Genomic DNA, 24,650 nt, shown 5'->3' with positions numbered 1-24,650 from the left:
CCCTACATGGCGGTGCGACATCGATCTCCTTCCGAGCGCGGGCAGCTCGACCTGTTCAGGGCGCTCCCCGGCGATTTCGCGCCACGAGACGCGCAGGATCTCATGGCCTATCCCTTTTTCTCCCTTTCCAAGACCCATCGCATTGCGCCGATCGATTTCTCGGCCGGTGATATTGCGATCCGCGTCGAAGCCGTTCCCGATCACGGCATGGCGACGATCTGGGACGCCGACGTCCTGATCTGGGCGGCGAGCCAGATCGTCGAGGCTCGCGACGCCGGGCTTCGCACCTCGCGGCTCATGGTCGCCACACCTTACGAAATCCTCCGCTTCATCGGGCGCGGCACCTCGGCGCGTGATTATCGGCGCCTGAAGGCCGCACTCGACCGACTCCAATCCACCACTGTCACCACCACGATACGCCAGCCGGCGGAAGGTCGGCGCCACCGCTTCTCCTGGATCAACGAATGGAAGGAGCGCACCGATCGTTGCGGCAAGGCCGACGGCATCGAGATGATCGTGCCGGACTGGTTCTATCAGGCGGTCCTCGATGATGCGCTCGTGCTCACCATCGACCGAACCTATTTCGATCTGACCGGCGGGCTCGAACGCTGGCTCTACCGCATCGTCCGCAAACATGGCGGACGCCAGCGCAGAGGCTGGCGCTTCGATTTTCGTCACCTGCACGAGAAATCCGGCAGCCTGTCGCCGTTCAAGCGCTTTGCCTTCGAGTTGCGCGACATCATCCGCCGCCAGCCGCTGCCCGGCTACACCCTGTTTCTGGAGATCGAACTCGGCGGCCGCGCGCTGCTCGCCTTCGAGCCGATCCTGCCCTCTGGAAAACCTGTGCAAGGCGTCGTGCCATCCGGAACCCGGAAAGGCGTGCCATCGGGAACCGGGGTCGCGTGCTATGGGGAACCGAAACCGGCCCTAACATCTGACAAAAAAACACGAAATCTCGCCCTTAACTTAGAGTCTAACGTAGACTCTAACCTTGAAGAGCGCGCGCGCGATGTGGAAAACCTCATCCGCGACGCCGCCAGGAGCCTCAGCACAGCTGCGAGGAAAAGGGGATCTGTTGCCCCTTCACCGTCCCGATCGGTCCCCGATCGAGGCGACGCTGGCGCATCCGATGATCCCGATACGCCCCGCCTTCCTCCCGATCCATCGGGAGGACGCCGATGATCATCGCGCTCCTCAACCAGAAGGGCGGGGTCGGCAAGACGACGCTGGCGCTGCATCTCGCCGGAGAACTGGCGCGAGAAGGACAGCGCGTCACCCTGATCGATGCCGACCCACAAGGCTCGGCACTGGACTGGTCGCAGCAACGCGCGCGTGAGGGCCTGCCGCGCCTGTTCGGCATCGTCGGCCTGGCAGGCGATACGCTGCATCGTGAAGCGCCGGAGATCGCCCGCGACGTCGATCACGTCGTCATCGACGGCCCGCCACGTGTCGCCGGGCTCATGCGCTCCGCGCTCCTCGCCGCCGACCTCGTGCTGATCCCGGTACAGCCGTCGCCGCTCGACGGCTGGGCTTCGGCCGAGATGCTGTCCCTCCTGTCGGAGGCCCGCATCTACCGGCCGCAGCTCGCCGCCCGTTTCGTGCTCAACCGCTGCGGCGCCCGCACCGTCATCGCCCGCGAGACGGCCGAGACGCTGGCGGACCACGATCCTCCTGTCCTCACCAGCACCATCGGCCAGCGCGTCGTCTTCGCCGACGCCGCACAGACCGGGCGGCTCGCAAGCGAGATCGACCGCCAATCTCCTGCCGCGCGTGAGGTCACCACTCTCACCGATGAGATCGCGCGGCTGGGCATCGGGAGGGTCGAACCATGACCATCCTGACCGGCGACTGCCGCGAAGAAATGCCCTGGCACGCCCCCTTCGACATGATCCTCGCCGATCCGCCTTATGGCGATACGTCACTCACCTGGGACCGGCGCGTCGAGGGCTGGGTCACACTGGCGCGCACCGCCCTCCGACCGACCGGCTCGCTCTGGGTCTTCGGCTCGTTGCGCAGCTTCATGGCGACAGCCGACCGTTTCGCCGACGCCGGGTTTCGGATCGCCCAGGAGATCGTCTGGGAGAAGCAGAACGGCACCGGCTTTCATGCCGACCGCTTCAAGCCGGTGCATGAATTGGCCGTTCAGTTCTACCCGGCCGAGACGGCATGGCGGGACATCTACAACGACGTCCAGACCACGCTGGATGCGACAGCCCCTACCGTGCGGCGCAAGCAGCGTCCGCCCCATACCGGCCAGATCGACGCCGGCCACTATGTCAGCCACGACGGCGGGCCACGCCTCATGCGCTCGGTCATCTATCTGCGCAACTGCCATGGCCGCGCCATCCACCCGACCGAGAAGCCGGCGGCTCTGCTGGAAATCCTGATCCGCACGAGCTGCCCGGTAGGCGGTCTGGTCGGCGACTGGTTCGCCGGTTCAGGCGCGGCCGGGGAAGCCTGCCGGCTTTCCGGCCGGCGCTATCTCGGCTGCGAGATCGACCCTGACATGGCCGAGCGTGGGCGGGCGCGCATCGCCAGCGTGCTGCCGTTCCATGACGGAGTTTCGTCATGACGGCGCGCAACGGGAAGCGCGGCTTCGCCGCCCGTCCGATCGATCCCGATAGCTGGATCAGGGCCGGTGACACGCCGCTGGAACGCAGCGGCGATGCCGCGGTCTATTCCGCCCGCCTGACGATCGACATCACGCCCGAGCTTCGCGGGCGAATCAAGATCGCAGCGATCAGACGCGGCGGCACCGTCACCGACATGCTGCGCGAACTGCTCGCGCGCGAATTTCCCGACACATCAGGAGACCGCTCATGATCGGCGCCGCAGCCCATGAAGACGATCTGACCCGCGTGGAACTGACGTGGGTGGAGAAGAAGGTCGAATACTGGATCAGGTTCGGCCACGAAGCCGGAACGCAGATTCTCGACCGCAACCGCCGCATCGTTTCCTTCCGTCCCGGCGCCGTCTTCGCATTCGTCCGCTGGGCGGCGAACGACTACGGCACCGTGATCTCGCGCATCGACATCCTGCGCGCCGTCGCGCCCGGCTGCGCCTATCAGACGCTGCCCTTCGTGCGTCCCGGCGGCGAAATCCTGCTGAAGGCGGAAAGCTGGCCGAAGGTCGAGGATGTCCTTCGTCATGTCGATGCGATCGAAGCCCTCGGCGTCGATCCCGCCGAGGCCGATCACGATCACTGGCGCCATGTCGCCCACTGGATGAACGCAGGCGAAACGCCGCATCCCTACACAACCGAGCGCCATCAGGCGTGGCTCCGGCGCCGGGAGATCGCACCATGAACCGCGCCGGCTATGTCATCGTGACGGCGGCTACTACGCTGGGGATCGCCATTGCCGGATTCGTTCCGACGGCGCCAAGGCTGGTCTGGAACGCATCGGCCAGCGTGCCGATCGGGTTCTACACCATCGCATCCACCGAGCGGATCGAGGTGCCCGATCTGGTCGCCGTCATGCCGCCCGAACCCTTCACCTCCTTCATGGTGGAGCGCGGCTACGTCGCCCGCGACGTGCCGCTTCTGAAACGCGTCCTCGGCCTGCCCGGACAACGCGTGTGCCGCGATGGCCCCGCGATCACGGTCGATGCCGTTCCGCTCGGCGAGGCCCGCCTGCGCGACAGCCGGGGCCGAGCCCTGCCGATCTGGCAGGGCTGCCGCACCATCGCCGAGGGCGAGATTTTCCTAATGAACCTCGACGTCGGCGACAGCCTCGACGGCCGCTACTTCGGCCCGTTCCCCGCATCGGCGGTGATCGGCCGGGCCACCCCGCTTTTCACCGACGAGGACGGCGACGACCGCTTCGTCTGGCGCGCGCCGACGCGGTGACGGCGCGTCCACAGCGGAGCGTGCGAGCGCCCCGCATCTGTTCCACCGCATAGGAAAGGAGCCTCCAATGGCACTGATCGGACAATTCACCCGCACCCCGTCCGGCTATTCCGGGCGTGTCCGCACGCTCTCGCTGGACATCGAGCTGGCATTCGTTCCGACCGAGAACGCGGACGCCGAGAAGGCACCCGCCTATCGCATTCACCTCGGAGATGACGATGGGCCGGACGTCGGCGCGGGCTGGAAACACTCCGGCGAACGCGCGGGCACCTTCATCTCTGTGCTGCTCGACGACCCCGTCTTCGAGCAGCCGATCCGCGCCCGCCTGTTCCAGTCGGACGAAGACGGCCGCGACTGGGGCCTGCACTGGACCCGTCAGAAAAAGCGCGACGAACAGGAATGATCATGATCATCTCCTGCACTTGTCCCGCCACCGAGAGATGCGGCGTTCGTCGCCGCATCATCCTTCTTCTTCTTTCCGGCCTCTTCAGCTCAGCCATCGCGACGTCGCCCGTTGTGGCGCAGACCGCCATCCTGGTTCGTGCCATCGCCGCGCATCCGCACAACGCCTATATCGCCGAAGCATCGCAGCGCTTCGGCATTCCGGTGACATGGATCGTCGCGGTAATGCGGGCGGAAAGTGCGGGCGATGTGCGCGCCGTTTCCTCGGCGGGCGCAATGGGCTTGATGCAGGTCATGCCCGACACCTGGGCGGAACTGCGCAACCGCCACCGCCTCGGTAGCGACCCCTATGATCCGCGAGATAGCATCCTCGCAGGGACCGCGTATCTGCGTGAGATGTGGGACCGCTACGGCAATGTGGCCGCCATGCTCGCCGCCTACAATGCCGGTCCCGGCCGCTACGACGAATACCGCGCGACGGCTCGTCCGCTACCGGCCGAAACGCGCGCCTATGTCGCTGCACTGACCCCGATCCTGCTCGGCGAGCGGCCTTCCGACGACGGCTCGGCGATCGCTCCCCCGCCCGACTGGCGCGAGGCGGCGATCTTCGTGGCGCGCGAAATTGGCGTTTCCGCTGCCGATCTCACGTCCCCCGACCGCGCGCCGGACGATACCCCCTCCCCCGTTCCGGCGACACCAGACGCAATCACCGCCTTGCAGCCGGAGGGCCTCTTCGTCGCCCGCAATGCCGGTGGGAACCGGCCATGAGCGGCTCCGCGCGGTTTCGCATCTTGTCGGGCGCTGGCGTGTCATGGAGGGCGCGAGGGGTGGCGGCAGGCACCACGACCGAAGGATGGCGAGATAAAAGGCCGCACGGTGCGGCTGTGGCGGGCGGTTGTTTTTGTTCAGGTTTCCGGCGCGTCCCGCACCGTGCGGCGCTGGCGCGCACCGTGCGCTGCGCGCTCCTCTTCCTGATTTTCCTTGATGATTTGCACCGTGCGGGGGCGCCCCATGTCCGATGACAACGAGTTCCGCATCCGTCCGGGCCGTATCCGCTCGACCCGCGCGCAACAGGCGAGGCCCTTTGTCGCCCAGGCGCTCGCCGCCGCCCAGAAAGCCGGCGGACGCGTCTCGCGCTCCGGCAAGATCACCTCGGGCAACCGCTCACGCTTCGGGCGCGGTCAGCGCGCCAGCATCCAGGCCAACCGGCTTCTCACCGGACGCTCGCGCATCGCCGTCATCAAGACCCGCGTGGTTCGCCAAACGGCACGCTCGGCTCCGCTCGGCGCACACCTTAATTATCTGCGCCGCGATGGCGTGACCCGCGACGGGGAAAAGGCGCGGATGTTCGGCCCGGAAAGGGACGACATGGATGTCGGCGCTTTCGCGGAAAAGTGCCAGGACGACAGGCATCATTTCCGCTTCATCGTCTCGCCCGAAGACGCGGTGGACATGGCCAATCTGAAGGATCACGCCCGCGAGCTGATGGGGCAGATGGAGAAGGATCTCGGCACGCGCCTCGATTGGGTCGCCGTCGATCACTGGAACACCGACAATCCCCATATCCATATCATCCTGCGCGGCCGCACCGACGATGGCCAGGACCTGGTGATTTCCCGCGACTACATCAAGGAGGGCATGCGCGCCCGTGCGCAGGATCTGGTCACGCAGGAACTCGGGCCCCGCACCGATCTGGAGATCCACCGCAATCTGGAGCGGCAGGTCGAGGCGGAACGCTGGACGCAGCTCGACCGGCAGCTTGTGCGCGACGCCGGCAAGTCCGGCATCATCGACCTTGCCCCGCTTCCCGACCGCCAGCCGGACGAGTTTCATACTCTGAAGGTGGGGCGGCTGCGAACCCTTGAAATCCGCGGGCTTGCCGAAGAGATCGGCCTCTCGCAATGGTTCATCAAGCCCGAAGCCGAAGCGGTCCTGCGTGAACTGGGCGAGCGCGGCGACATCATCAAGCGCATGCACCGTGCCCTGACCGAACGCGGCATCGAACGCGGCTCGGCCAGCTATGTCCTCGCCGGCGAAAGCCTTGACGTTCCCGTCATCGGCCGCCTGGTCGAGCGCGGCCTCGACGACGAGTTGAAGGGCACCGCTTATGCCGTGGTCGACGGCACCGACGGGCGGACCCATCACATCAAGCTGCCGCATCTCGACGCCGCCGGCGACAGTCCGCCCGGTTCCATCGTCGAGTTGCGATCCTGGGAGGACCCGCAGGGGCAGCGCCGCGTCGCGCTCGCCGTCCGCGCCGATCTCGATCTTGGTGCGCAAGTCGGCGCCTCGGGCGCGACCTGGCTCGACCGGCAGGCCATCGCCCGCGATCCGATCGCGCTGTCGGACAGCGGTTTCGGCGCTGAGGTCCGTCAGGCTCTGGACGAACGCGCTGAACATCTGATCGGCGAGGGCTTTGCCGAGCGGCAGGGCGGTCGCGTCGTCTTCGCGCGCCGGCTGCTCAGCACCTTGCGCCAACGCGAACTCGACAACCTCGGCGAGAAGCTCGCAACCGAGACCGGCATGTCCTTCGAGCGCGCAGCCAGCGGCGAATATGTCGCCGGCTCCTATCGCCAGCGTTTCGCGCTCGCCTCCGGCCGCTTCGCCATGATCGACGACGGCCTCGGCTTCCAGCTCGTGCCCTGGTCGCCCTCTCTCGAAAAACAGATCGGCCGTCACGTCTCCGGCGTAGCCCGCGATGATGGCGGCGTAGATTGGGACTTCGGGCGCAAGCGCTCCCTCGGCCTTTAGCCTCAACCAGAAAGGACCATCGCAATGTCCGCGACCAAGATCCTCTGGGGACAGATCACCATCGTCTTCCTCATCATCCTCGCCACCACCTGGGGCGCGACCCAGTATGTCGCCTCGAGCCTCGGTTATCAGGCGCAACTCGGGCCGCCCTGGTTCGTGATGTTCGGCGTGCCGATCTATTATCCGCCCGCGATCTTCTGGTGGTGGTATTTCTACGAAGCCTATGCGCCGCCGATCTTCGCCAAGGGCGGGATCATCGCGGCATCGGGCGGCTTCATCGCCATTGCCGTCGCCATCGGCATGTCGGTCTGGCGGGCGCGCGAGGCGAAAAACGTCGCCACCTATGGCTCGGCGCGATGGGCCGGGAAAGGAGAGATCAAGGCGGCGGGCCTGCTCGATCCCGATGGTGTTGTTCTCGGCCGTTACGAGAAGGACTATCTACGCCATGACGGGCCGGAGCATGTCCTGTGCTTTGCCCCGACACGTTCGGGCAAAGGCGTCGGCCTCGTCGTCCCGTCGCTGCTGACCTGGCCGGGGTCGGCCATCGTCCACGACATCAAGGGTGAGAACTGGCAGCTCACCTCCGGCTTCCGCTCGCAGCACGGCCGCGTGCTGCTCTTCGACCCGACCAACCCGAAATCCTCGGCCTACAATCCGCTGCTGGAAGTGCGCCGCGGCGAGTGGGAGGTGCGCGACGTCCAGAACATCGCCGACATCCTCGTCGATCCGGAAGGCAGTCTCGACAAGCGCAACCATTGGGAAAAGACCAGCCATTCGCTGCTGGTGGGCGCCATCCTGCATGTGCTTTACGCCGAACCCGACAAGACCCTGGCAGGTGTGGCCAAATTCCTGTCCGATCCGAAGCGCCCGGTGGATTCCACGTTGCGCGCCATGATGAAGACCGCGCATCTGGGCGAAGCGGGGCCGCACCCGGTCGTTGCCAGCGCCGCGCGCGAGCTGCGCAACAAGTCCGAGAACGAGCGCAGCGGCGTGTTGTCGACGGCGATGTCGTTTCTCGGCCTGTATCGCGATCCGGTCGTGGCCGAAGTCACACGCCGCTCCGACTGGCGCATCAGCGATATTGTGGGAGGCGATCAGCCGGTCACGCTTTACCTCGTCGTGCCGCCCTCCGACATCAACCGCACCAAGCCGCTGATGCGATTGCTGCTCAATCAGATCGGCCGTCGCCTGACCGAAGACCTGCAGGCGAACGCCGGGCGGCATCGGCTCCTTCTGATGCTGGACGAGTTTCCGGCGCTGGGCAGGCTCGATTTCTTCGAGACCGCGCTGGCTTTCATGGCCGGCTACGGTCTGAAATCATTCCTGATCGCGCAGTCGCTGAACCAGATCGAGAAAGCCTACGGGCCGAACAACTCGATCCTCGACAACTGCCATGTCCGCGTCAGCTTCGCCACCAACGACGAGCGCACGGCGAAACGGGTGTCGGATGCGCTCGGCACCGCCACCGAGATGAAGGCGATGAAGAACTATGCCGGCCATCGCCTGTCGCCCTGGCTCGGGCACCTTATGGTCTCGCGCTCGGAAACCGCGCGCCAGTTGCTGACGCCGGGCGAGATCATGCAGCTTCCCCCACATGAGGAGATCGTCATGGTGGCGGGCATCCCCCCGATCCGGGCGACGAAGGCGCGCTATTACGAGGACGCCCGGTTTCGCGAGCGCGTTCTGTCACCGCCTGAATTGAAAGGTCCCGAAGAAACGCGGCCCGACGACTGGACCAAGCTTCCGATCCCGGCGCGACCGGAAGGCGCCACGGATCACGGCGACCAGAGAACCAATGACGAAGATCCGACCGAATCCGAACGCCGATTGCAGCCTGAACTCAGCCGCGTAAAGCCCGTGGAGAAGAAAAAGCCCCTCGAGAACGAATTCGAGATCGCGCCGCCCGATGAAGTTGAGGAAGAGGCCATGCAAAATCGGCGCATGATCCGCCAGGTGCAGGGCATTGCCCGGCAGGTTGCCATGGACCCGAACGACGGCATGGAGCTGTAGCGCCATGGCCAATCTCCGGAAGAAGAAAAAACTCACCGTCTATCTGGACCCCGATGTCGAAAAAGCCCTGACCGAGTTTGCCGCGCGGCGGGACCGGTCGCAGTCGATGATCGGCGAGGCGGCCATCGCCTCATTCCTGTCTCCCGACGATGCCGAACGCCGAGAGGCGATAATCGCCAAGCGCCTCGATCGACTCGATCGCCGCATGGACCGGCTTGAACGAGACGTCGGCATCGCCGTCGAAAGCCTGGCGGTCTTCATCCGCTTCTGGGTCAACACCACACCGGCCTTGCCTGAGCCGGCGGCAAAGGCCGCGAAGGCCAAATCAGCGGAGCGATACGAGGCGTTCATCACCGCGCTCGGTCGCCGCCTCGCACAGGGACCGAAGCTGCGGCAGGAGGTGTCGGAGGATGTGACGGATCAGAGAGTTGAATTTGGCCGCCTTAGTCGTTGACACGAGTTCCCGCTCCCGGTTGGCTGAGCAGTAACAAGGATCCGCCGGAAGCGGCCTTCGCGACTGTCGCGGTCTTTGGGATTTTCGCGAATTATCCTAAGGTGATGGCTGTATATTCACTCGACTTTGGAGGAACAGCCTTGAGACTTGCCATTGCCAGCCTGTTCGCCATCGGTCTCGCCGTCCCTGCCTTCGCCCAGACGGAACCGCCCGCAGATTTTGACGAAGCCGCATGGCAGGCCGAATGGGACGCGGGCGACACGGATGGCGACGGCAAGCTGAGCCGGGAAGAGGCGAAAGCCGGGAATCCGAACATGACCGATGAAGTCTTCGACCAGATCGACACCGATGGCGACGGTTTCATCAGCCCCGCGGAAGACAAGGCCGCGCTCTTCGAAGCACGCGGCAAAACCACAAATGAATAGGGTATGGGCGGGGGCTTTTGGCGCAACGGTGTTTGTCGCGGCAGCATCCGTGGCAGGCGCGGAGGCGCCCACGTCCGCCAGACCGGCCGGGTTGCCTGAGAACTATGTTCCTGAAATCCCCTCGCATGAGATGGAGCCGGACACCGGCCCGCTTTCGGCCGCCCTACAGGAGCGTTTCCGCGACCGTATCGCCGGTATCTTCATCGAGCGCGAGCCCGATTTCCATGTCGTCGTCAGGCTAACGGGAGACCGGGATGCGGGCACGCTTCAGTACCAATTGGGCGAAGATCGGGTGCGTGTCGAAGTCCTGACAGGCGCATCCCATACCGTCGATCAACTGGTCGCCGCGTTGGATGACCGCCAGATGATTACGCGCGTTCTTCCCGATGGCTACGGCGGATATGTCGATGAGCGCACCGGATATGTGGTTCTTACGGTTCTCCCCGGAACAGAGCTTGCCGGTGGCAGCGAAGCATCCCTTTCGGCTGCTTTGGGCGTGCCGATCCGCATCATCGAAGGGGAACCCGCTACAATCGGTCCAGCACCACAGCAGCGGGAAGAGCGGTAATCCATTGCGGCCCGGATTCCGGGCCGCGACGTGTCGCAAAAATCAGTCGCACAATTTTGACTTTCGCACGCGACATTTGCGACAGAAATTCCCCTGAAAATTCAACGTTGGCCTGACCTGCTACAAAAATCAGGGATCTTCGTGACGGCTTCTCAAAACTTATCGTTGCTTCCCGCTTCTCCTTTGATCGGCCCCCATAACAGCGCGACGAGGGCGAGATTGGCGATGGCGAGAGCTGCCAGCGCCACAAGAGTTTGATCGGTGCCCCCGACCGAAAGCAGGATCGCACCCACGGTTGGGCCGGCAGCTTGGGCGACGAGACTGGGCCGGGCAAGCCGCCCCATGATCGGCGCATAGCGGGAAGGTCCGAACAGGGCGAGCGGGAGCGCACCCTTGGCGATCGAGAAGATGCCATTGCCGGCCCCGTAGAGGATGAGCGACAGGCCGATGATGAGAAAACCTGCCGCGAGCATCGTCACCCCTGCCGCGCTCAGGACGGAGGCGGCCGCGAGTGTCCAGAAGGGATGATGCCTCCCCCCGCTCGCCATTTCGCCAATTCGGCCGGCGACTTGGGCCGGGCCTATCAGCGCGCCGAGGGCTACAGCTTCGCCCAGCGACAGCCCGCGTTGCTGCAACAGGGTCAGCAGATGCACCGATATGATGGTGACGCCCAATCCGGCCAGCACCACGATCGCCATCATGATCAGATAGGCCCGGCGCTCATGGTCGCGCAGCTTGATCGTAGGAGCTTGGTCTTTGCCACCGATCGGCCTGGGCTTGCCGTTGCTCGGAAGGACCAGCAGCACGAGCGGCAGGCAGATCGCGAGATGAATGCCGGCATAGGCCATGCAGGCCCCGCGCCATCCCAGATGCTCCAGAAACAAGGCCGAGAGCGGCCAGCAGACCGTGCTTGCGAAGCCGCCCCACAAGGTCAGTGTAGTGATGGCGGATCGCGCGGAACGGCCATAATAGCCCCCGAGCGTGGCAAATGCCGCATCATAAAGGCCGGCCCCCATGCCGATACCGAGCACGATCCATCCGGCGACGAATACCCATAGGGACGGCGCAGCCGCAAGGATGACGAGGCCGGCAGCGAACAGCAGGCAAGCCAGAGCAAGGATGGGACGCCCGCCGTGCTGGCCAATGGCGTCACCCACGCGCGGGGAAACGACGCCGGCCGCGAGCAGGCCAATGGAGAGAGCGCCGACGATCCATGAAAGCGGCCAACCCGTATCGGCCGCGATCGGGGCGGCGAGAACGGCGAGCAGGTAATAGGAGCTGCCCCATGCAAATATCTGTACGATGCCGAGCGCGGAGATGACGGGCCACCTTCTCGCGTCGGGAGACAGGCCCGTTTGAGCCGGCAGGTTTGTCGTCACCGGACGCGCTTGAGCGCCATACGCTCTTCCAGCTTTTGGGCGGTTTCCTTGCGCTCGCTGTAGCGGTCGGTGAGGTAAGGAGCGACGTCGCGGGTCAGAAGCGTGAACTTCACCAGTTCCTCCATCACATCGACCACCCGGTCGTAATAGGATGAAGGCTTCATTCGACCCGCTTCGTCGAACTCCTGATATGCCTTGGCGACCGAGGACTGGTTGGGGATGGTGATCATCCGCATCCAGCGGCCGAGGACGCGAAGTTGGTTGACGGCGTTGAAACTCTGCGAGCCGCCAGAGACTTGCATCACGGCCAATGTGCGGCCCTGGGTGGGGCGAACTGCGCCAACCGCGAGCGGTATCCAGTCGATTTGCGCCTTGAGGACTCCGCTCATGGCACCGTGACGTTCGGGGCTGGTCCAGACCTGCCCTTCGGACCATTCCGAAAGTTTCCGAAGCTCCTGCACCTTCGGATGATCAACGGGCGCACCATCAGGCAGCGGCAGGCCGTGCGGATCGAACACACGGGTTTCCGCGCCGAAGTGGTTGAGGAGCCGTTCGGCTTCGAGCGTGAGCAGCTTGCTATAGGAGCGTTCACGCAACGAGCCGTAGAGCAGGAGAATGCGCGGCGGATGAGCAGAGGGCGTCGTTCGTAGGCGTTCAGCCGATGGGCTGTCGAGCACCGCGCGGACCACATTAGGAAGGTCGGAAACCGTCATGGCTTGGCCTCGGCCGGAACGGCAACGGGCGTCCCTTTCTCGGGAAACCACTTCGCGCCGAGCCTGAGCGCGACATGAACGAGCAGGATCAGTGCGGGCACTTCCACGAGCGGGCCGATGACGGCGGCGAAGGCCACCGGCGATGCGAGACCGAATGCCGCGATGGCGACCGCGATGGCCAACTCGAAATTATTGCCGGCAGCGGTGAAGGCGATGGCCGTGGTGCGCGGATAATCCGCCTCGATCAGCCGGCCCATCGCGAAGCTGATGAGGAACTGGATGACGAAATAAAGCGCCAGGGGAATGGCTATGCGCAGGACATCGAGAGGCAGCGACACCACGTCCGCGCCCTTGAGGCTGAACATGGCGACAATGGTGAACAGCAGCGCGGCTAGCGTTATGGGGCTGATGCGCGGCAGAAATTCGTGCTCATACCAGCCCGCGCCTTTGCGAGCGATGAGGATGCGGCGCGTCAGGAACCCGGCGAGGAAGGGAATGCCGAGATAGATCAGCACCGCTTCGGTAATGGTCCAGAAGCTCACGTCTATGACGCTGCCCTCAAGGCCGAAGAGGGGTGGCAAGACGGAAAGGAAAAACCACGCATAGGTGGAGAAGAACAGAATCTGGAATATCGAGTTGAAGGCAACCAGACCGGCGACATATTGATTGTCGCCGCGCGCGAGTTGGTTCCAGACCAACACCATAGCGATGCAGCGGGCGAGTCCGATCAGGATCAGTCCTGTCATGTATTCCGGGTGGTCGCGCAGGAAGATCACGGCCAGCGCGAACATCAGCGTCGGGCCGATGATCCAGTTTTGTACCAGCGAAAGGATCAGCACTCGCTTGTCGGAAAAGACCCGGTGCAGTTCTTCGTAGCGCACCTTGGCGAGCGGCGGATACATCATCAGGATCAGGCCGATGGCGATCGGTATGTTGGTGGTGCCGACCGACATGGCGTTGAGAGCTTCCGGCAAGCCGGTGAATATCGTGCCCAGCACGACGCCGAGTGCCATCGCGGCGAAAATCCACACCGTCAGATAGCGGTCGAGGAAACCAAGGCGGGAAGCTGGCTTGAGGGAAGCCATCAGTATTCTCCAATCGCAGGCTGAAAGTCAGGCGGAAGCAACGCGCCGTCCATGTTCGTCAATGATCCGCTCGCCATCCTCTTTGACGAACTCGCCCCGTTGTGGGGGCAGCAGATCAAGAACGGCTTCGGACGGTCGGCAGAGCTTGACCCCTTGGGGGGTGACGACGAGGGGGCGATTGATGAGGATCGGGTGCGCCATCATGGCGTCGAGCAATGCGTCATCGCTCAATTCTGGATCGCCAAGGCCGAGGTCGGCATAGGGCGTTCCTTTCTCCCGCAAGATCGAGCGGGCCGTCAGGCTGGCGCGCTCGATGAGTTGCGCGAGCAGCGCCCGTGAGGGCGGGGTTTTCAGATATTCGATGATATGCGGCTCGACGCCGGAATTGCGGATCAGGCCGAGCGTATTGCGCGAGGTGCCGCAATCGGGATTGTGGTAGACAATGACATCCATGGATTGCCTCACGCCGCGCCAGAGCGGGGCGAGGCTGCCCCTTCGGATTGACCGATTTCGTTGAGCTTCATATTGAGCGACGATTTATCGAGGCTGGCGACGGGCAAGGCCACGAAGACCGAAATCCGGGTTTTCATGTAGCGAAACGCCGTGACAAAAGCCGCCATGCGCTGAATCTCGGTGCCCTCGACGGTGGCGGGGTCTTCGATACCCCAATGCGCGGTCATCGGCTGGCCCGGCCAGACCGGACAGGCTTCGCCGGCCGCGTTGTCGCAGACGGTGAACACGAAATCCATCACCGGCGCGTCGGGGCCGGAGAATTCTTCCCATCCTTTCGATCGGAAGCCTTCAGCCGGGTAGTCGTAGCTTTCGAGTACCTTCAGGGCGAGCGGGTTCACTTCGCCTTTGGGCTGGCTTCCAGCCGAATAGGCCCGGAAGCGACCCGCACCATCCTTGTTCAAGATGCTTTCGGCAAGGATCGAGCGGGCGGAATTTCCGGTGCAAAGAAACAGCACGTTGAAGATTCTATCGGAGTGATTGGCCATAGGCTCAGGCATGGGTGACGCCTTTCGTCGGTTTGCAGCAGGACAGCGCGGCGACTGCCGGGTTGCACACGTCCGGGTGGCCTTGGCAGCAATCGCGCATGAGAAATTCGAGCAGGCCGGACAGCGCCGGATAGGAGGCGCTGTAGATGATCGAGCGCCCGTCGCGCCGCGACTCGATGAGGTCGGCTTGTTCAAGGTGGCTCAGGTGGAAGGACATGCGCGACGACGATGCGCCGTCCATCGCTTCCCCGATCGCGCCGGCCGGCATCCCTTCCGGGCCGGCCGTCACCAGCAGGCGCACGATGCGCAGCCGGGTTTCCTGCGAGAGCGCCGCGAAGGCAGAGAGGGCTTGCTTTTCGTTCATGTATGCCTCAACATCTCAAGAGTAGTTGAATCATGGATACACGGACATGAACGCTTACGCCAGCCCCTTAATCACAGAATTTCCTGATGTTGCCTCGCTCGGGGCGATCCTCGATATTTTGGAGGGCCATGCCGACAAGGTTCTTGTGCTCGCCTATGGCGACGGGCAGCAGGTGCAGGCCGGCTATCACATCACGGAGGTCAAGGCCGGTTCCTTCGTCACGCTCGATTGCGGCGGCAATCCCGATGCGTGGCGGGAGACGGTCTTGCAGGTCGAGGATATTCCCCCGACCGAAGGCAGCATGCCGATGACCGTCGCCAAGTTCCGGTCAATCTTGGGAAAGGTCGGCAGCAGGGTCCAGCTTGACACGGACGCGCGGTTGACATGGGAGGTGAGCCGGCCCGGTGAGCCGATGCAGGTCTATGACGGGGCCGGAATCGAGATCGAGAAAGACCGGACGATTGTGCGTCTCAGCCCGCGCCCCGCAATCTGCAAGCCGAGGCATCGCGCGCAGCAGACGAGAGCGTCTGCCTGCTGCGGCTAAGCCCGCCCGAGCCATTGCCATGTCGCACTACTTCTAAAGCCCGCTACGTTGCAGGTTCCGGGAATTTTGCGGCGATAGTTTCGGATAGCTGGCGAGGACTTCTGTTCATGCAGCCTTTGTTTTGCCTCGTGCCAGAACGCTCTCCACCAGCAAAAGCCCGACCCCACAGACAATCGCCACGTCGGCAAGGTTGAAGGCGGGCCAATGATAGCTGCCAATGTAAAAATCCAGGAAATCCGCCACCGCACCCTGCCGCAGCCGGTCGAGCAGATTGCCGAGCGCCCCCCCAACCACGAGCCCGAGGGCGGATGCCGTCAGGCGGCTGTCGCTTCGATGGATCCAGACAAGGAGGCCAGCGACTATAGCGAGCGTGAACGCCATCAGGAGCCAAGCCGGCGCCTGGCCGAACAATCCGAAGCTCACGCCGGTATTGAAGCCGAGCACGAGATTAAAGAAGCCGGTGACGGGGATGACCTGAGGCGGGTTCATAACATGGTTCAGGACCCACCACTTCGTCGCCTGATCAAGGAAAAATCCGCCAAGGGCGATGGGAAGGCCGAGCCTGAGCATGTCCAAATGTCCTTTAAACTCCGGCTTAGCCGATCCGGCCGAGGGCCGGGAAAGTCTGGAGCAGCCATATCGCAAAGCTGGTTAGATGGCCGGTGATCATGGCGATGCCCATCACCACCATCACCCCACCAGCGACGATTTTGAGCACCCGGCCAGTACGGCGCATCGACATCATCCGCGCCATGAACCCGCGCATGAACAAAGCGGCCAAGATGAAAGGGAGGCCAAGGCCGAGCGAGTAGACGGCGAGCAGCGTCGTTCCGCTTGCGACCGTGGCGTTGGCGGCGGACAGGGTCAGAATCGCGCCCAGCACTGGTCCGATGCAGGGAGTCCAGCCGAACGCGAAAGCGAGACCGAGGAGATAAGCCGCGCCGGCGCTTCCGCTGCCCGGATTGGCATGGAACCGCGCTTCACGATTGAGCCAGGGCATTGGTACGAGGCCTGTCGTGAACAGACCGAAGAGGACGACGATTACGCCTCCGATCAGGTTCGCTTCGAAAAGATACATGCGCAGGAGCCGGCTCAACACGGTTGCGCTGGCCCCAAGGAGGACGAACACGGTCGTAAAGCCGAGCACGAAGCAGAGGCTGAGGCCGAGAGTTCGGCTTGCCGCCTTGAATTCGGCATCGGCCGCAGTGCCATCCGGGCTAATCGTGCGGCCTGCGACGTAGGAGATATAGCCCGGCACCAGCGGAAGGACGCAGGGCGACAGGAAGGATACGACACCTGCGGCGAAAGCCGTCGCTATTCCGATACTGGAGAACTCCATCAGCCAATCTCGCCCGCCAGGCGGCGGAGCTTCTGCAATCGAATCTCACGCGGCTCGTGCATGTCGAGCGTGCCGACGAATTGGCTCTCGGCATCCATCAGGTAAACGCCGGCGGTATGATCCATTGTGTATTCGCCCCCTTCCAGAGGCACTTTTCGCGCATAGGCCGCAAAGGCCTTCACCACAGCGTCCGTTTCCTGTCGATTTCCCCGCAGTGCGAGGATGCGGTTATCAAAGGCTGTCATGTACTGAGCCAGCAATTCTTGTGTGTCCCGTTCGGGATCGACGGTGAAGAACAGGACGTTGAACTGGTCGGCCACCGGCCCGAGCTCGTTCATGAGATCGCTCAGTTCATAGAGCGTCGTCGGGCACACATCGGGACAATGGGTGAAGCCGAAGAAGGCGAGATAAGGCTTTCCGGCCAGCGCAGCATTGTCGATCGTTTCGCCTCGATGGGATGTGAGCTGGAACGGGCCGCCGATGGCTGCCGTGCCTGTCGAGGACGCGACCGCCACGGTTTGCTGTTGCCAAGGCTTGGATACGGACAGGCCGATGAAAAGCCCGCCGACAGCGGCGACGGCAACCCATGCAACAAGGCGGAAAAGTTTGACGCCGCTCATTGGACAGCCTCTCCGTGTCCGTCATGTTCGTTCGCAGATTCCGGACGAGCGCCCATGTTCTGCACAACGAACTCAACGTCGATCGCACCGGCCTGCTCGAACACAAGAGTCGCGGCAAACCGCTCCCCATCCTTCAAAGGGCGCGATGGCTTCAAGAACATGATGTGCATACCGCCAGGTTGAAGCTCGACGGTCTCGCCAGCTCCAATTTCGATGCCATTTTGCACAGGCCTCATGCTGGCAACCCCATCGCTCACGGTCGACTCATGGATTTCCACCCGGTCTGACAGAGGTGATGAGATTGAAACCAGGCGATCGGCCATATCGCCATCGTTTGTCAGCGTCAGATAGCCGCCGGCTACCGGCGTGACCGGCGGAGTCGCGCGTGACCACGGGTGATTGATGGTGATCGAACCAGCTTGGAAGTCGTGACCCACAGCAGGAGAGATCGACACTGCAAGGGCAAGGAAGGCGGCGGATAGGGCTCGCAAACTAGTCATGTTCCTTTTCTCCTTTTCCAGCTTCGCCGGCCTTCTCAAGGATTTCGAAGCCGCTTCTGACAACGACTACAACCACACCCAAGCCAATGATCAGATCCGGATAAGGCGAATTGAAAAGAATTACTGCAAGACCAGAAACAGCGATCGCCGAGTTCACGAGCATATCGTTTGTCGTGAATATCCATGAGGCTTGCAGATGCACGCCACTTTCCCGATGTGATTTCAGGAACCACATGCAGATCATATTCGTAAGCGCGCTCGCGATTGCCACGGCGATCATGACCGGCCCGATCGGATCGGAGCCAGTGAAGAAGCGTCGGCCAACCTCAAACAGAAGCAAACCGGCGAATACTATCAGGAGCATACCCGACAGCCGCGCAACGCGAACCTTCGCCGCCAAACCGCGACCTACGACGAAAAGGCTGATGGCGTAGACACCGGCATCGCCAAGATTATCGAGTGCAGAGCCCATCAATCCTGTTGACTGAGCCCACCAACCTAATCCTCCCACAATGGCTGCCTGGGCAGTATTAATCGCAAGTACCCATGCGAGCGCCCATTGTTCGCTCTTCTCGGATGAATTGGCACTGCCCTGGGACTGATTACTCATAAATTATACCTCGGCTTTCTTGGCGAGAAGTGGAAGCCGCGACCTGCATGTGCGCACTGTTCAAGCTCATTTGTCGCGGGTGCCGCGCCAGGTCAGCAGGCGCAGCGCATTGGCCGTAACGAGGACAGTAGCGCCCGTATCGGCGAGGATGGCCATCCAGAGCGTGGTAATGCCGAATAGAGTCGTCACGAGGAAGACAGCCTTCAGACCAAGCGCTATTGCGATGTTCTGCCAGATATTGCCGAGCGTCGCCTGCGACAATCCGATGAGATCAGCGATACCCGTCACCCGGTTTCTGAGCAGCGCGGCATCAGCGGTTTCCAGCGCGACGTCGGTGCCCGCACCCATGGCAACGCCAACGGAGGCAGCAGCGAGCGCCGGAGCGTCGTTGATACCGTCTCCCACCATGGCAATCGGTCCATCAGCCCTGAGGCGGCCGATCTCGGCGAGCTTGGCGTCGGGCAGAAGTTCGGCGCTCGCCTCAAGGCCGAGATGAGCCGCAATGGCGTCGGCCGTGCGCTTGTTGTCGCCGGTCAGCATCAGAGGGCGCACGCCGCGATCTGTCAGCCGCTTCACACCTTCGATAGCGTCGTCGCGCGGCTCGTCGCGCAAGGCGATCAATCCCTCGATGGTCTTGCCCTTGATGAGCACGACGACCGTCTTGCCCTGGCTCTCCAGCCCGGTGATCGTGTCAACGATGCTCTCTTCGAGGCCCGTTTGTTCGGCGGCGTGACGGGGAGACCCGACCGAAGCGAAGCCGTCCTTCAACCGCGCTGTGACCGCTTTGCCGGGTGTGGCAACGCCGCCCCCGAAGGTGGCGGGCAGTTCGAGCCCCCGCACCTTTGCCGCCTCCACGATTGCAATCCCGAGAGGATGGCTGGTGCTGCGCTCGACGGCCGCCGCGATGGCAAGGACGGAGTTCTCATCACCATTGATCGGCACAATGTCCGTCACCTGGGGGTGGCCACGCGTCAGCGTTCCCGTCTTGTCGAAGGCAACGGTTACGACCTTGCCAAGTGTTTCCAGCGTCGCGCCGCCCTTGATCAACAGTCCCTGACGCGCACCGGCGGCAAGACCCGAAGCAATAGCCGCCGGTGTGGAAATCACGAGCGCGCAGGGACAAGCAATCAGCAACGTCGCGAGACCCCGATACACCCATGTCATCCAGTCACCGCCGAAGGCGAGCGGCGGCACGACAACGATCAGAGCCGCGACGACCATCGCGCCCGGCGTGTACCAGCGGCTGAAACGGTCGATCATACGCGCCGTCGGGGCCTTTGATTCCTGGGCTTCCTCGACCATGTGGATGATACGGGCGATGGTGTTGTCGGCCGCGACATGGCTGATCGACACCCGCAACTCGCCATTTGCATTGATGCTGCCGGCATAGACGTTTGCGCCGGCTTCTTTCAGCACGGGCACGGATTCGCCTGTCACCGGGGCCTCATCGACCTCAGAAACGCCGTCAATCACCGTGCCGTCAGACGGCACACGGTCACCAGGCCGAACAACGACAACATCACCGACGGCCAGATCTTCTGCGGCGACCTTCTCAACAACACCATCACGCTCGCGGAACGCGGCCCGAGGCACGAGATCGATCAGTGCTTCAATGCCAGCGCGCGCACGGCCGGCCGCCACGGTTTCAAGCAATTCGCCCACTGCGAACAGAAAGATCACGACAGCAGCTTCTTCGGCCTCGCCGATGGCGACCGCGCCGAGTGCCGCGACCGTCATCAGCGTCTCGATGGTGAAGGGGGAGCCGGACATCGCGCCGGCGACCGCCCGCCTCGCGAACGGGATGATGCTGATCAATGCAGCGCCCGAGTATAGCCATTGCTCCGATTCGGGCAGGACACGCGCGAGGGCGAAGGCAAGGATGAACAACGCGCCGGTAAGGAGCACAAGCCGACCCTTGCTGCCTTTCCACCACGCCTCCGTGCTGCGTTTCCGAGGTGGGCTCGCCTTTGCCTCGGTCTGCTCGATCACTGGTGTGTAGCCGAGCGCTCGGATCTTTTGCTCAATGGTGCCGAGAGCCGTACGGTCCTCATCCAGTTGCAATGCGAGCGTCTCGTTGGCGTAGCTGACATGAATGTCGCTAACGCCCGGCAGGCGTTGCATCACCGTTTCAATTTTCAACGCGCAGGAGGCGCAGTCCATGCCTTCTACACGCAGTCTGTAAGGGCTCGCTGCCGCCATGATGTCACCTCGACTTTCCCGATGTGACATTGTAGATAGACCCTGTAGTAACTATAGGGTCAAGAGATGAACGACAGAATTCTGATGATCGGCCAATTGGCTAGACGAACGGGGACCAAGGTCGAGACGATCCGGTTCTACGAGAAGAACGGTCTCCTGCCCGCACCCTCGCGTACCGATGGCAACTACCGTGCATATGAGCCGGGCCACCTCAACCGCCTCAGCTTCATCAGGCGTGCGCGCGAGCTTGGTTTCTCGCTCGATCAGATCAGGGAGTTTCTCAAGCTGGCCGACGATCGTTCGCAGTCCTGCGCGGCGATTGATGCGATTGCAAAGGAGCACCGGAAGGAAGTCGAGCGAAAAATCGAAGACCTAACTGCGCTCAAGTCGGAACTGGACAGGATGATAGACCAGTGTGGATGCGGGCTGGTCGCAGATTGTAGGATAATAGAGAGCCTGTCTCCGCTGCCAGCCAGAACCTAATGACTGCTCACCGCAGCGCCGGGCCTCTCGATGCCAAAATCTTTGCGGCGATCGGTGACGTAATCATCTGGATCACAGCGAAGAAGGCGGCAGGCACGGCGATTTCCGAGGGCAACCCGGACGCCGCTACGAACGCCGCCGCAATGGAGAACTCCTTTTTGCTCACCGTGAACAGGTAGGCGATCAGCTCTTGCCGGTCGGCCACAAAGACTTTTGCGATGGACCCGACCGCATAGCCGATCAGGTTCAGCGTGAGCGCGGCCAGCGCGATTAGGAGGGCGAACCAGCCATAGCCGAGGATTGTTTCGGCGTTTGGACCCACGACCGCCAGAAGCAGGAGCAGGTAGAGCACCGAACCAAGAGAGGGATAGAGGCCATCGTGTCGGCCGACCGCTTCCGGGTATCGCGTGCGTAGGTAGACCCCGATCACGGTCGGCAGCACCACGATCAGCACTAATTCCATGATGATCGCCCCGATGGGAACTTGCAGCTCGATTCCGGTGAGAAGCAGGAACAGGATCGGCACGATGAAGGGCGAAAGCACTGTGTTGACCGCATTGAGGACCGCCGCGAGGGCGACATTGCCGCGTGCGAGCAGGACCAGCAACGGAGCGGAAACGTCAGTCGGCAGAGTGCCGACAAGGGTTTGACCGGCGGCCAGCGGCCCAGAGCCGAAGAACAGCCGCCCGGTGAGCCATCCGGCGAGCGACATGGGACCATAGACGAGGCCAAGCGCCCAAAGCTGCCGGCTCGGCTTCCGGAAAACCAGCTTCACGGCGTGAGCGTCGAATGTCAGGCTGATGACCAGCATCAGCAATGCCAGAAGCGGGCTTATGCCGCTTTCAAGGACCATGCCGAGCGAAGGGACGAGCAGGCCAAGCGCGGCCGTTACAACGGCCAGCAGCAGGAGATTGTTTTCAACAAAGGCGAGGGCTTTCTGCATCGGCAGTCCTATTCGCAGCGGATCGTACCGGTTGGGCGGCCCTCGCATTTCGCGAACAGGGCAATCGCTTGATCGCAATATTTGCAGTGACCTTGGCAGCAGTCGTGCATGAGGAAGGCGACGAGATCGGAGAGCGCCGGCCAGTTGGCGCTGTAGATGATCGACTTGCCATCTCGCCGCCCCTGCACGAGTCCGGCACGCTCCAGTTCCTTGAGATGGAAGGAGACGCGCGACGGCGGCGCATCATCGAGCGCGCCGGCGATGGCACCAGCGGCCATGCCGTCAGCCCCCGCGACGACCAACATGCGGATTATCCGCAAGCGGTCCTTGTGAGAGAGCGCGGCGAAGCCCGCGAGCGCGTCGTTTTCGTCCATATCATTTCAACGTTTCATGTTTTGTTGAAATTATTGCTTATAGATGGAGCGCGCGCGCCTCAATCTCGCGCAATTCCTGAAACCCGCAATAGATCGGCTGCACCCGGAAAGTCGCGGCTATTCGTTTCACAAGACTTTATCGCAAGTGCTAAGCCACTTGCGACATGATTTCCGAGAGCGGACCACCTGGGGCGAACGTCGGCTCGGTCCCGGCGAGGCGGCCTGACGCCACGGGCCGGTCGAATCAGTCGAGAGCATGCCGGTGTGCCTGCAGATCATCCGACTGGTCAGGCACACCGCCGTTCTCCTGTAATTTTATCCCACACTACTACGACGACCGAAACTTGTTGAAACGACCTGTTTTGTGTCTCTTTTAGTGATCCCCATCCGGGGATCGTCTCTCGCCTCCCCGGTGGAACGGGGACGAGATGCCAGGCATCAACCACAAACAGGCAAATGTGGACCGCGGCGCGCGCATGCTCCGGACAGCGCTCGGGCCTGCCATCTCAACCCTGCTGCAAGACCCGTCTGTCGTCGAGGTCATGCTGAACCCGGACGGACGCATCTGGGTGGACCGGCTGTCCGAAGGGTTGGCCGATACGGGCGAAATACTGTCCGCCGCTGACGGTGAGCGCATCGTGCGGCTGGTCGCCCACCATGTCGGCGTCGAAGTCCATGCGCGCAGCCCGCGCGTCTCGGCCGAACTGCCCGAAACCGGCGAGCGCTTCGAGGGGTTGCTGCCGCCGGTCGTGTCCGCACCCGCCTTCGCCATCCGCAAGCCCGCGGTCGCAGTATTCACGCTAGACGACTATGTGGCCGCCGGCATCATGTCCGCCGATCAGGCGGAAACGCTCCGCGCGGCCGTCGCGTCCCGCGCCAACATCCTTGTCGCAGGCGGCACGTCCACCGGTAAAACGACGCTGACCAATGCGCTGCTCGCCGAGGTGGCGAAGACGCAGGATCGGGTCGTCATCATCGAGGACACCCGCGAACTGCAATGCGCAGCGTCGAATCTCGTGGCGATGCGCACCAAGGATGGTGTCGCCACCTTGTCGGAACTGGTGCGGTCTTCGCTGCGCCTGCGTCCGGACCGCATTCCGATCGGTGAGGTGCGCGGCGCCGAGGCGCTCGATCTCCTCAAAGCCTGGGGCACCGGCCATCCGGGCGGCATCGGCACCATCCATGCTGGTTCCGGCATCGGCGCCCTGCGCCGCCTCGAACAACTCATCCAGGAAGCCGTCGTCACTGTGCCGCGCGCGATGATCGCGGAGACCATCGACCTCGTGGCCGTCCTCGCTGGCCGCGGCTCCGCGCGCCGGCTGGCCGAACTTGCCTGCGTCGAAGGGCTCGGCCCCGACGGCGATTACCGGATTTCCCTCGCTTTTCCCGACACCTCAATCCCTCACGTTCCAGGAGAACCTGCATGATCCGTTGCGCCGTTCGTATCCGTCATCATCTGGCGACCGCCGCCGCCTTCACCTGGGCGAGCCTGATGACTGCCCCCGCCCAAGCGTCTGGCTCCTCCATGCCCTGGGAAGCGCCGCTGCAATCCATCCTTGAATCCGTCGAAGGCCCGGTGGCCAAGATCGTGGCAGTGATCATCATCATCGTCACCGGCCTGACGCTCGCATTCGGCGATACCGGCGGCGGCTTCCGTCGCCTCATCCAGATCGTCTTCGGTATCTCCATCGCCTTCGCGGCGTCCAGCTTCTTCCTCTCGTTCTTCAGCTTCGGCGGCGGAGCGCTGGTCTGATGGCGGTGAGTTTCGAGGCGCTCGACGCGGTTCCGGGATTCAGTGTGCCGGTTCACCGCGCCCTGACCGAACCGATCCTGCTTGGCGGAGCGCCACGCTCCGTCGCGATCCTCAATGGCACGCTGGCCGGAGCCGTGGGCCTCGGCCTCCAGCTCTGGCTGGCCGGCATCCTGATCTGGGCCGTCGGTCACATCGCCGCCGTCTGGGCCGCCAAGCGCGATCCGCTCTTCGTCGAGGTCGCGCGCCGCCACCTCCGCATCCCCGGTCATCTTTCGGTGTGAGGAAGCCC

Annotated in this window: 32 protein-coding genes; 18 read left to right on the top strand and 14 right to left on the bottom strand. The window is 63.3% G+C overall.

The features are described 5' to 3' along the window. Nucleotides 1–6 precede the first annotated feature (6 nt). The 13 genes from J2X50_RS13135 (at nucleotide 7) to J2X50_RS13075 (ending at nucleotide 10,457) form a co-directional block, all read left to right on the top strand. Nucleotides 7–1,182, top strand: coding sequence for a replication initiator protein A (locus tag J2X50_RS13135; protein WP_429095503.1), 1,176 nt, complete (start codon nucleotides 7–9; stop codon nucleotides 1,180–1,182). After that, nucleotides 1,179–1,832: a ParA family partition ATPase gene (gene parA, locus J2X50_RS13130; protein ID WP_429095500.1), complete on the top strand. Its 654-nt coding sequence runs from the start codon at nucleotides 1,179–1,181 to the stop codon at nucleotides 1,830–1,832. Before J2X50_RS13135 ends, parA begins: the two co-directional genes overlap by 4 nt. Next, nucleotides 1,829–2,572, top strand: coding sequence for a DNA-methyltransferase (locus tag J2X50_RS13125; RefSeq protein WP_429095498.1), 744 nt, complete (start codon nucleotides 1,829–1,831; stop codon nucleotides 2,570–2,572). The genes parA and J2X50_RS13125 overlap by 4 nt, the downstream gene beginning before the upstream one ends. After that, nucleotides 2,569–2,823, top strand: a complete 255-nt coding sequence (locus tag J2X50_RS13120) for a hypothetical protein (RefSeq protein WP_429095496.1) — start codon at nucleotides 2,569–2,571, stop codon at nucleotides 2,821–2,823. The genes J2X50_RS13125 and J2X50_RS13120 overlap by 4 nt, the downstream gene beginning before the upstream one ends. Next, nucleotides 2,820–3,305 carry a DUF2840 domain-containing protein gene (locus J2X50_RS13115; protein WP_198475940.1) on the top strand — a complete coding sequence of 162 codons (486 nt, stop codon included), beginning with the start codon at nucleotides 2,820–2,822 and terminating at the stop codon, nucleotides 3,303–3,305. Before J2X50_RS13120 ends, J2X50_RS13115 begins: the two co-directional genes overlap by 4 nt. Next, nucleotides 3,302–3,847, top strand: coding sequence for a S26 family signal peptidase (locus tag J2X50_RS13110; protein WP_198475939.1), 546 nt, complete (start codon nucleotides 3,302–3,304; stop codon nucleotides 3,845–3,847). Before J2X50_RS13115 ends, J2X50_RS13110 begins: the two co-directional genes overlap by 4 nt. A gap of 67 nt (nucleotides 3,848–3,914) precedes the next feature. Then, on the top strand, nucleotides 3,915–4,250 hold the full coding sequence (locus J2X50_RS13105; RefSeq protein WP_429095494.1) for a DUF736 domain-containing protein: 336 nt from the start codon (nucleotides 3,915–3,917) through the stop codon (nucleotides 4,248–4,250). Then, complete coding sequence (locus J2X50_RS13100) at nucleotides 4,247–5,017, top strand: lytic transglycosylase domain-containing protein (RefSeq protein ID WP_429095492.1); 771 nt, start codon at nucleotides 4,247–4,249, stop codon at nucleotides 5,015–5,017. The genes J2X50_RS13105 and J2X50_RS13100 overlap by 4 nt, the downstream gene beginning before the upstream one ends. A 243-nt stretch (nucleotides 5,018–5,260) precedes the next feature. Then, the gene (locus J2X50_RS13095; protein WP_037092212.1) at nucleotides 5,261–7,000 is read left to right on the top strand and encodes a relaxase/mobilization nuclease domain-containing protein; all 1,740 of its coding nucleotides are present in this window, start codon (nucleotides 5,261–5,263) and stop codon (nucleotides 6,998–7,000) included. 24 nt (nucleotides 7,001–7,024) lie between these two features. Further along, the gene (locus J2X50_RS13090; protein ID WP_012092636.1) at nucleotides 7,025–9,010 is read left to right on the top strand and encodes a conjugal transfer protein TraG; all 1,986 of its coding nucleotides are present in this window, start codon (nucleotides 7,025–7,027) and stop codon (nucleotides 9,008–9,010) included. Between the two features lie 4 nt (nucleotides 9,011–9,014). Next, on the top strand, nucleotides 9,015–9,464 hold the full coding sequence (locus J2X50_RS13085; RefSeq protein ID WP_012092637.1) for a CopG family transcriptional regulator: 450 nt from the start codon (nucleotides 9,015–9,017) through the stop codon (nucleotides 9,462–9,464). Between the two features lie 140 nt (nucleotides 9,465–9,604). After that, on the top strand, nucleotides 9,605–9,889 hold the full coding sequence (locus J2X50_RS13080) for a hypothetical protein (RefSeq protein ID WP_036749074.1): 285 nt from the start codon (nucleotides 9,605–9,607) through the stop codon (nucleotides 9,887–9,889). Between the two features lie 91 nt (nucleotides 9,890–9,980). Beyond that, nucleotides 9,981–10,457 carry a hypothetical protein gene (locus J2X50_RS13075; protein ID WP_147307258.1) on the top strand — a complete coding sequence of 159 codons (477 nt, stop codon included), beginning with the start codon at nucleotides 9,981–9,983 and terminating at the stop codon, nucleotides 10,455–10,457. A 152-nt stretch (nucleotides 10,458–10,609) separates the two neighbouring features. Here J2X50_RS13075 and J2X50_RS13070 read toward each other — a convergent pair whose 3' ends face one another. The 6 genes from J2X50_RS13070 to J2X50_RS13045 are packed head-to-tail and all read right to left on the bottom strand — an operon-like array spanning nucleotide 10,610 to nucleotide 14,996. Beyond that, a complete protein-coding gene (locus J2X50_RS13070; RefSeq protein ID WP_429095569.1) occupies nucleotides 10,610–11,806 on the bottom strand; it encodes an MFS transporter in 1,197 nt (398 codons plus the stop codon). Nucleotides 11,807–11,832: 26 nt separating this feature from the next. Beyond that, entirely contained in the window at nucleotides 11,833–12,549 is a 717-nt protein-coding gene (gene arsH / locus J2X50_RS13065) for an arsenical resistance protein ArsH (RefSeq protein ID WP_012092640.1), read from the bottom strand. Beyond that, nucleotides 12,546–13,634 (bottom strand): ACR3 family arsenite efflux transporter, encoded by a 1,089-nt coding sequence (gene arsB, locus J2X50_RS13060; RefSeq protein ID WP_012092641.1) that lies wholly within the window; start codon nucleotides 13,632–13,634, stop codon nucleotides 12,546–12,548. The genes arsH and arsB overlap by 4 nt, the downstream gene beginning before the upstream one ends. A 27-nt stretch (nucleotides 13,635–13,661) precedes the next feature. Then, complete coding sequence (gene arsC / locus J2X50_RS13055) at nucleotides 13,662–14,087, bottom strand: arsenate reductase (glutaredoxin) (protein WP_012092642.1); 426 nt, start codon at nucleotides 14,085–14,087, stop codon at nucleotides 13,662–13,664. Between the two features lie 8 nt (nucleotides 14,088–14,095). Next, entirely contained in the window at nucleotides 14,096–14,644 is a 549-nt protein-coding gene (locus tag J2X50_RS13050; RefSeq protein WP_012092643.1) for an arsenate reductase ArsC, read from the bottom strand. After that, nucleotides 14,637–14,996 carry an ArsR/SmtB family transcription factor gene (locus tag J2X50_RS13045; RefSeq protein WP_012092644.1) on the bottom strand — a complete coding sequence of 120 codons (360 nt, stop codon included), beginning with the start codon at nucleotides 14,994–14,996 and terminating at the stop codon, nucleotides 14,637–14,639. The genes J2X50_RS13050 and J2X50_RS13045 overlap by 8 nt, the downstream gene beginning before the upstream one ends. Nucleotides 14,997–15,042: 46 nt before the next feature. Between J2X50_RS13045 and J2X50_RS13040 the strand changes: the two genes are divergently transcribed. Then, entirely contained in the window at nucleotides 15,043–15,540 is a 498-nt protein-coding gene (locus J2X50_RS13040; RefSeq protein WP_012092645.1) for a DUF6428 family protein, read from the top strand. Nucleotides 15,541–15,645: 105 nt separating this feature from the next. Here the strand turns inward: J2X50_RS13040 and lspA are convergent, their stop codons facing one another. From lspA to J2X50_RS13010, 6 genes are all read right to left on the bottom strand, one after another. Further along, nucleotides 15,646–16,110: a signal peptidase II gene (gene lspA, locus J2X50_RS13035; RefSeq protein WP_012092646.1), complete on the bottom strand. Its 465-nt coding sequence runs from the start codon at nucleotides 16,108–16,110 to the stop codon at nucleotides 15,646–15,648. A 25-nt stretch (nucleotides 16,111–16,135) separates the two neighbouring features. Then, a complete protein-coding gene (locus J2X50_RS13030; RefSeq protein ID WP_012092647.1) occupies nucleotides 16,136–16,879 on the bottom strand; it encodes a cytochrome c biogenesis CcdA family protein in 744 nt (247 codons plus the stop codon). Continuing rightward, entirely contained in the window at nucleotides 16,879–17,499 is a 621-nt protein-coding gene (locus J2X50_RS13025; protein WP_012092648.1) for an SCO family protein, read from the bottom strand. The genes J2X50_RS13030 and J2X50_RS13025 overlap by 1 nt, the downstream gene beginning before the upstream one ends. Further along, nucleotides 17,496–17,999: a copper chaperone PCu(A)C gene (locus J2X50_RS13020; protein ID WP_028034400.1), complete on the bottom strand. Its 504-nt coding sequence runs from the start codon at nucleotides 17,997–17,999 to the stop codon at nucleotides 17,496–17,498. Before J2X50_RS13020 ends, J2X50_RS13025 begins: the two co-directional genes overlap by 4 nt. Then, nucleotides 17,992–18,609: a cation transporter gene (locus J2X50_RS13015; RefSeq protein WP_012092650.1), complete on the bottom strand. Its 618-nt coding sequence runs from the start codon at nucleotides 18,607–18,609 to the stop codon at nucleotides 17,992–17,994. Before J2X50_RS13015 ends, J2X50_RS13020 begins: the two co-directional genes overlap by 8 nt. Before the next feature lie 66 nt (nucleotides 18,610–18,675). Further along, entirely contained in the window at nucleotides 18,676–20,808 is a 2,133-nt protein-coding gene (locus tag J2X50_RS13010; RefSeq protein WP_028034401.1) for a heavy metal translocating P-type ATPase, read from the bottom strand. Between the two features lie 66 nt (nucleotides 20,809–20,874). Here J2X50_RS13010 and J2X50_RS13005 point away from each other — a divergent pair, with 66 nt between their 5' ends. Beyond that, nucleotides 20,875–21,291, top strand: coding sequence for a MerR family transcriptional regulator (locus J2X50_RS13005; protein ID WP_012092652.1), 417 nt, complete (start codon nucleotides 20,875–20,877; stop codon nucleotides 21,289–21,291). Between the two features lie 7 nt (nucleotides 21,292–21,298). Here J2X50_RS13005 and J2X50_RS13000 read toward each other — a convergent pair whose 3' ends face one another. Further along, nucleotides 21,299–22,234 carry a bile acid:sodium symporter family protein gene (locus J2X50_RS13000; protein ID WP_012092653.1) on the bottom strand — a complete coding sequence of 312 codons (936 nt, stop codon included), beginning with the start codon at nucleotides 22,232–22,234 and terminating at the stop codon, nucleotides 21,299–21,301. 8 nt (nucleotides 22,235–22,242) lie between these two features. Beyond that, nucleotides 22,243–22,608 carry an ArsR/SmtB family transcription factor gene (locus J2X50_RS12995; protein WP_012092654.1) on the bottom strand — a complete coding sequence of 122 codons (366 nt, stop codon included), beginning with the start codon at nucleotides 22,606–22,608 and terminating at the stop codon, nucleotides 22,243–22,245. Nucleotides 22,609–23,036: 428 nt separating this feature from the next. Between J2X50_RS12995 and trbB the strand changes: the two genes are divergently transcribed. The 3 genes from trbB to J2X50_RS12980 are packed head-to-tail and all read left to right on the top strand — an operon-like array spanning nucleotide 23,037 to nucleotide 24,642. Next, a complete protein-coding gene (gene trbB / locus J2X50_RS12990; RefSeq protein WP_012092655.1) occupies nucleotides 23,037–24,035 on the top strand; it encodes a P-type conjugative transfer ATPase TrbB in 999 nt (332 codons plus the stop codon). After that, nucleotides 24,032–24,361 carry a TrbC/VirB2 family protein gene (locus tag J2X50_RS12985; RefSeq protein WP_012092656.1) on the top strand — a complete coding sequence of 110 codons (330 nt, stop codon included), beginning with the start codon at nucleotides 24,032–24,034 and terminating at the stop codon, nucleotides 24,359–24,361. The genes trbB and J2X50_RS12985 overlap by 4 nt, the downstream gene beginning before the upstream one ends. Beyond that, nucleotides 24,361–24,642 (top strand): VirB3 family type IV secretion system protein, encoded by a 282-nt coding sequence (locus J2X50_RS12980; protein ID WP_012092657.1) that lies wholly within the window; start codon nucleotides 24,361–24,363, stop codon nucleotides 24,640–24,642. The genes J2X50_RS12985 and J2X50_RS12980 overlap by 1 nt, the downstream gene beginning before the upstream one ends. The last annotated feature ends 8 nt before the right edge of the window (nucleotides 24,643–24,650 follow it).

This window comes from Aminobacter sp. BE322, assembly GCF_050433525.1.
Classification (GTDB): domain Bacteria; phylum Pseudomonadota; class Alphaproteobacteria; order Rhizobiales; family Rhizobiaceae; genus Aminobacter.
The sequence above is the reverse complement of the archived record's forward strand: the minus strand, read 5'-3'. Positions and strand labels throughout refer to the sequence as shown.

Excerpts from the sequence above, each read along its gene's own strand:
- J2X50_RS13135 (WP_429095503.1), top strand. The coding sequence starts at position 7 with ATGGCGGTGCGACATCGATCTCCTTCCGAGCGCGGGCAGCTCGACCTG.
- parA (WP_429095500.1), top strand. The coding sequence starts at position 1,179 with ATGATCATCGCGCTCCTCAACCAGAAGGGCGGGGTCGGCAAGACGACG.
- J2X50_RS13125 (WP_429095498.1), top strand. The coding sequence starts at position 1,829 with ATGACCATCCTGACCGGCGACTGCCGCGAAGAAATGCCCTGGCACGCC.
- J2X50_RS13120 (WP_429095496.1), top strand. The coding sequence starts at position 2,569 with ATGACGGCGCGCAACGGGAAGCGCGGCTTCGCCGCCCGTCCGATCGAT.
- J2X50_RS13115 (WP_198475940.1), top strand. The coding sequence starts at position 2,820 with ATGATCGGCGCCGCAGCCCATGAAGACGATCTGACCCGCGTGGAACTG.
- J2X50_RS13110 (WP_198475939.1), top strand. The coding sequence starts at position 3,302 with ATGAACCGCGCCGGCTATGTCATCGTGACGGCGGCTACTACGCTGGGG.
- J2X50_RS13105 (WP_429095494.1), top strand. The coding sequence starts at position 3,915 with ATGGCACTGATCGGACAATTCACCCGCACCCCGTCCGGCTATTCCGGG.
- J2X50_RS13100 (WP_429095492.1), top strand. The coding sequence starts at position 4,247 with ATGATCATGATCATCTCCTGCACTTGTCCCGCCACCGAGAGATGCGGC.
- J2X50_RS13095 (WP_037092212.1), top strand. The coding sequence starts at position 5,261 with ATGTCCGATGACAACGAGTTCCGCATCCGTCCGGGCCGTATCCGCTCG.
- J2X50_RS13090 (WP_012092636.1), top strand. The coding sequence starts at position 7,025 with ATGTCCGCGACCAAGATCCTCTGGGGACAGATCACCATCGTCTTCCTC.
- J2X50_RS13085 (WP_012092637.1), top strand. The coding sequence starts at position 9,015 with ATGGCCAATCTCCGGAAGAAGAAAAAACTCACCGTCTATCTGGACCCC.
- arsH (WP_012092640.1), bottom strand. The coding sequence starts at position 12,549 with ATGACGGTTTCCGACCTTCCTAATGTGGTCCGCGCGGTGCTCGACAGC.
- arsB (WP_012092641.1), bottom strand. The coding sequence starts at position 13,634 with ATGGCTTCCCTCAAGCCAGCTTCCCGCCTTGGTTTCCTCGACCGCTAT.
- arsC (WP_012092642.1), bottom strand. The coding sequence starts at position 14,087 with ATGGATGTCATTGTCTACCACAATCCCGATTGCGGCACCTCGCGCAAT.
- J2X50_RS13050 (WP_012092643.1), bottom strand. The coding sequence starts at position 14,644 with ATGCCTGAGCCTATGGCCAATCACTCCGATAGAATCTTCAACGTGCTG.
- J2X50_RS13045 (WP_012092644.1), bottom strand. The coding sequence starts at position 14,996 with ATGAACGAAAAGCAAGCCCTCTCTGCCTTCGCGGCGCTCTCGCAGGAA.
- J2X50_RS13040 (WP_012092645.1), top strand. The coding sequence starts at position 15,043 with ATGAACGCTTACGCCAGCCCCTTAATCACAGAATTTCCTGATGTTGCC.
- lspA (WP_012092646.1), bottom strand. The coding sequence starts at position 16,110 with ATGCTCAGGCTCGGCCTTCCCATCGCCCTTGGCGGATTTTTCCTTGAT.
- J2X50_RS13030 (WP_012092647.1), bottom strand. The coding sequence starts at position 16,879 with ATGGAGTTCTCCAGTATCGGAATAGCGACGGCTTTCGCCGCAGGTGTC.
- J2X50_RS13025 (WP_012092648.1), bottom strand. The coding sequence starts at position 17,499 with ATGAGCGGCGTCAAACTTTTCCGCCTTGTTGCATGGGTTGCCGTCGCC.
- J2X50_RS13020 (WP_028034400.1), bottom strand. The coding sequence starts at position 17,999 with ATGACTAGTTTGCGAGCCCTATCCGCCGCCTTCCTTGCCCTTGCAGTG.
- J2X50_RS13015 (WP_012092650.1), bottom strand. The coding sequence starts at position 18,609 with ATGAGTAATCAGTCCCAGGGCAGTGCCAATTCATCCGAGAAGAGCGAA.
- J2X50_RS13010 (WP_028034401.1), bottom strand. The coding sequence starts at position 20,808 with ATGGCGGCAGCGAGCCCTTACAGACTGCGTGTAGAAGGCATGGACTGC.
- J2X50_RS13005 (WP_012092652.1), top strand. The coding sequence starts at position 20,875 with ATGAACGACAGAATTCTGATGATCGGCCAATTGGCTAGACGAACGGGG.
- J2X50_RS13000 (WP_012092653.1), bottom strand. The coding sequence starts at position 22,234 with ATGCAGAAAGCCCTCGCCTTTGTTGAAAACAATCTCCTGCTGCTGGCC.
- J2X50_RS12995 (WP_012092654.1), bottom strand. The coding sequence starts at position 22,608 with ATGGACGAAAACGACGCGCTCGCGGGCTTCGCCGCGCTCTCTCACAAG.
- trbB (WP_012092655.1), top strand. The coding sequence starts at position 23,037 with ATGCCAGGCATCAACCACAAACAGGCAAATGTGGACCGCGGCGCGCGC.
- J2X50_RS12985 (WP_012092656.1), top strand. The coding sequence starts at position 24,032 with ATGATCCGTTGCGCCGTTCGTATCCGTCATCATCTGGCGACCGCCGCC.
- J2X50_RS12980 (WP_012092657.1), top strand. The coding sequence starts at position 24,361 with ATGGCGGTGAGTTTCGAGGCGCTCGACGCGGTTCCGGGATTCAGTGTG.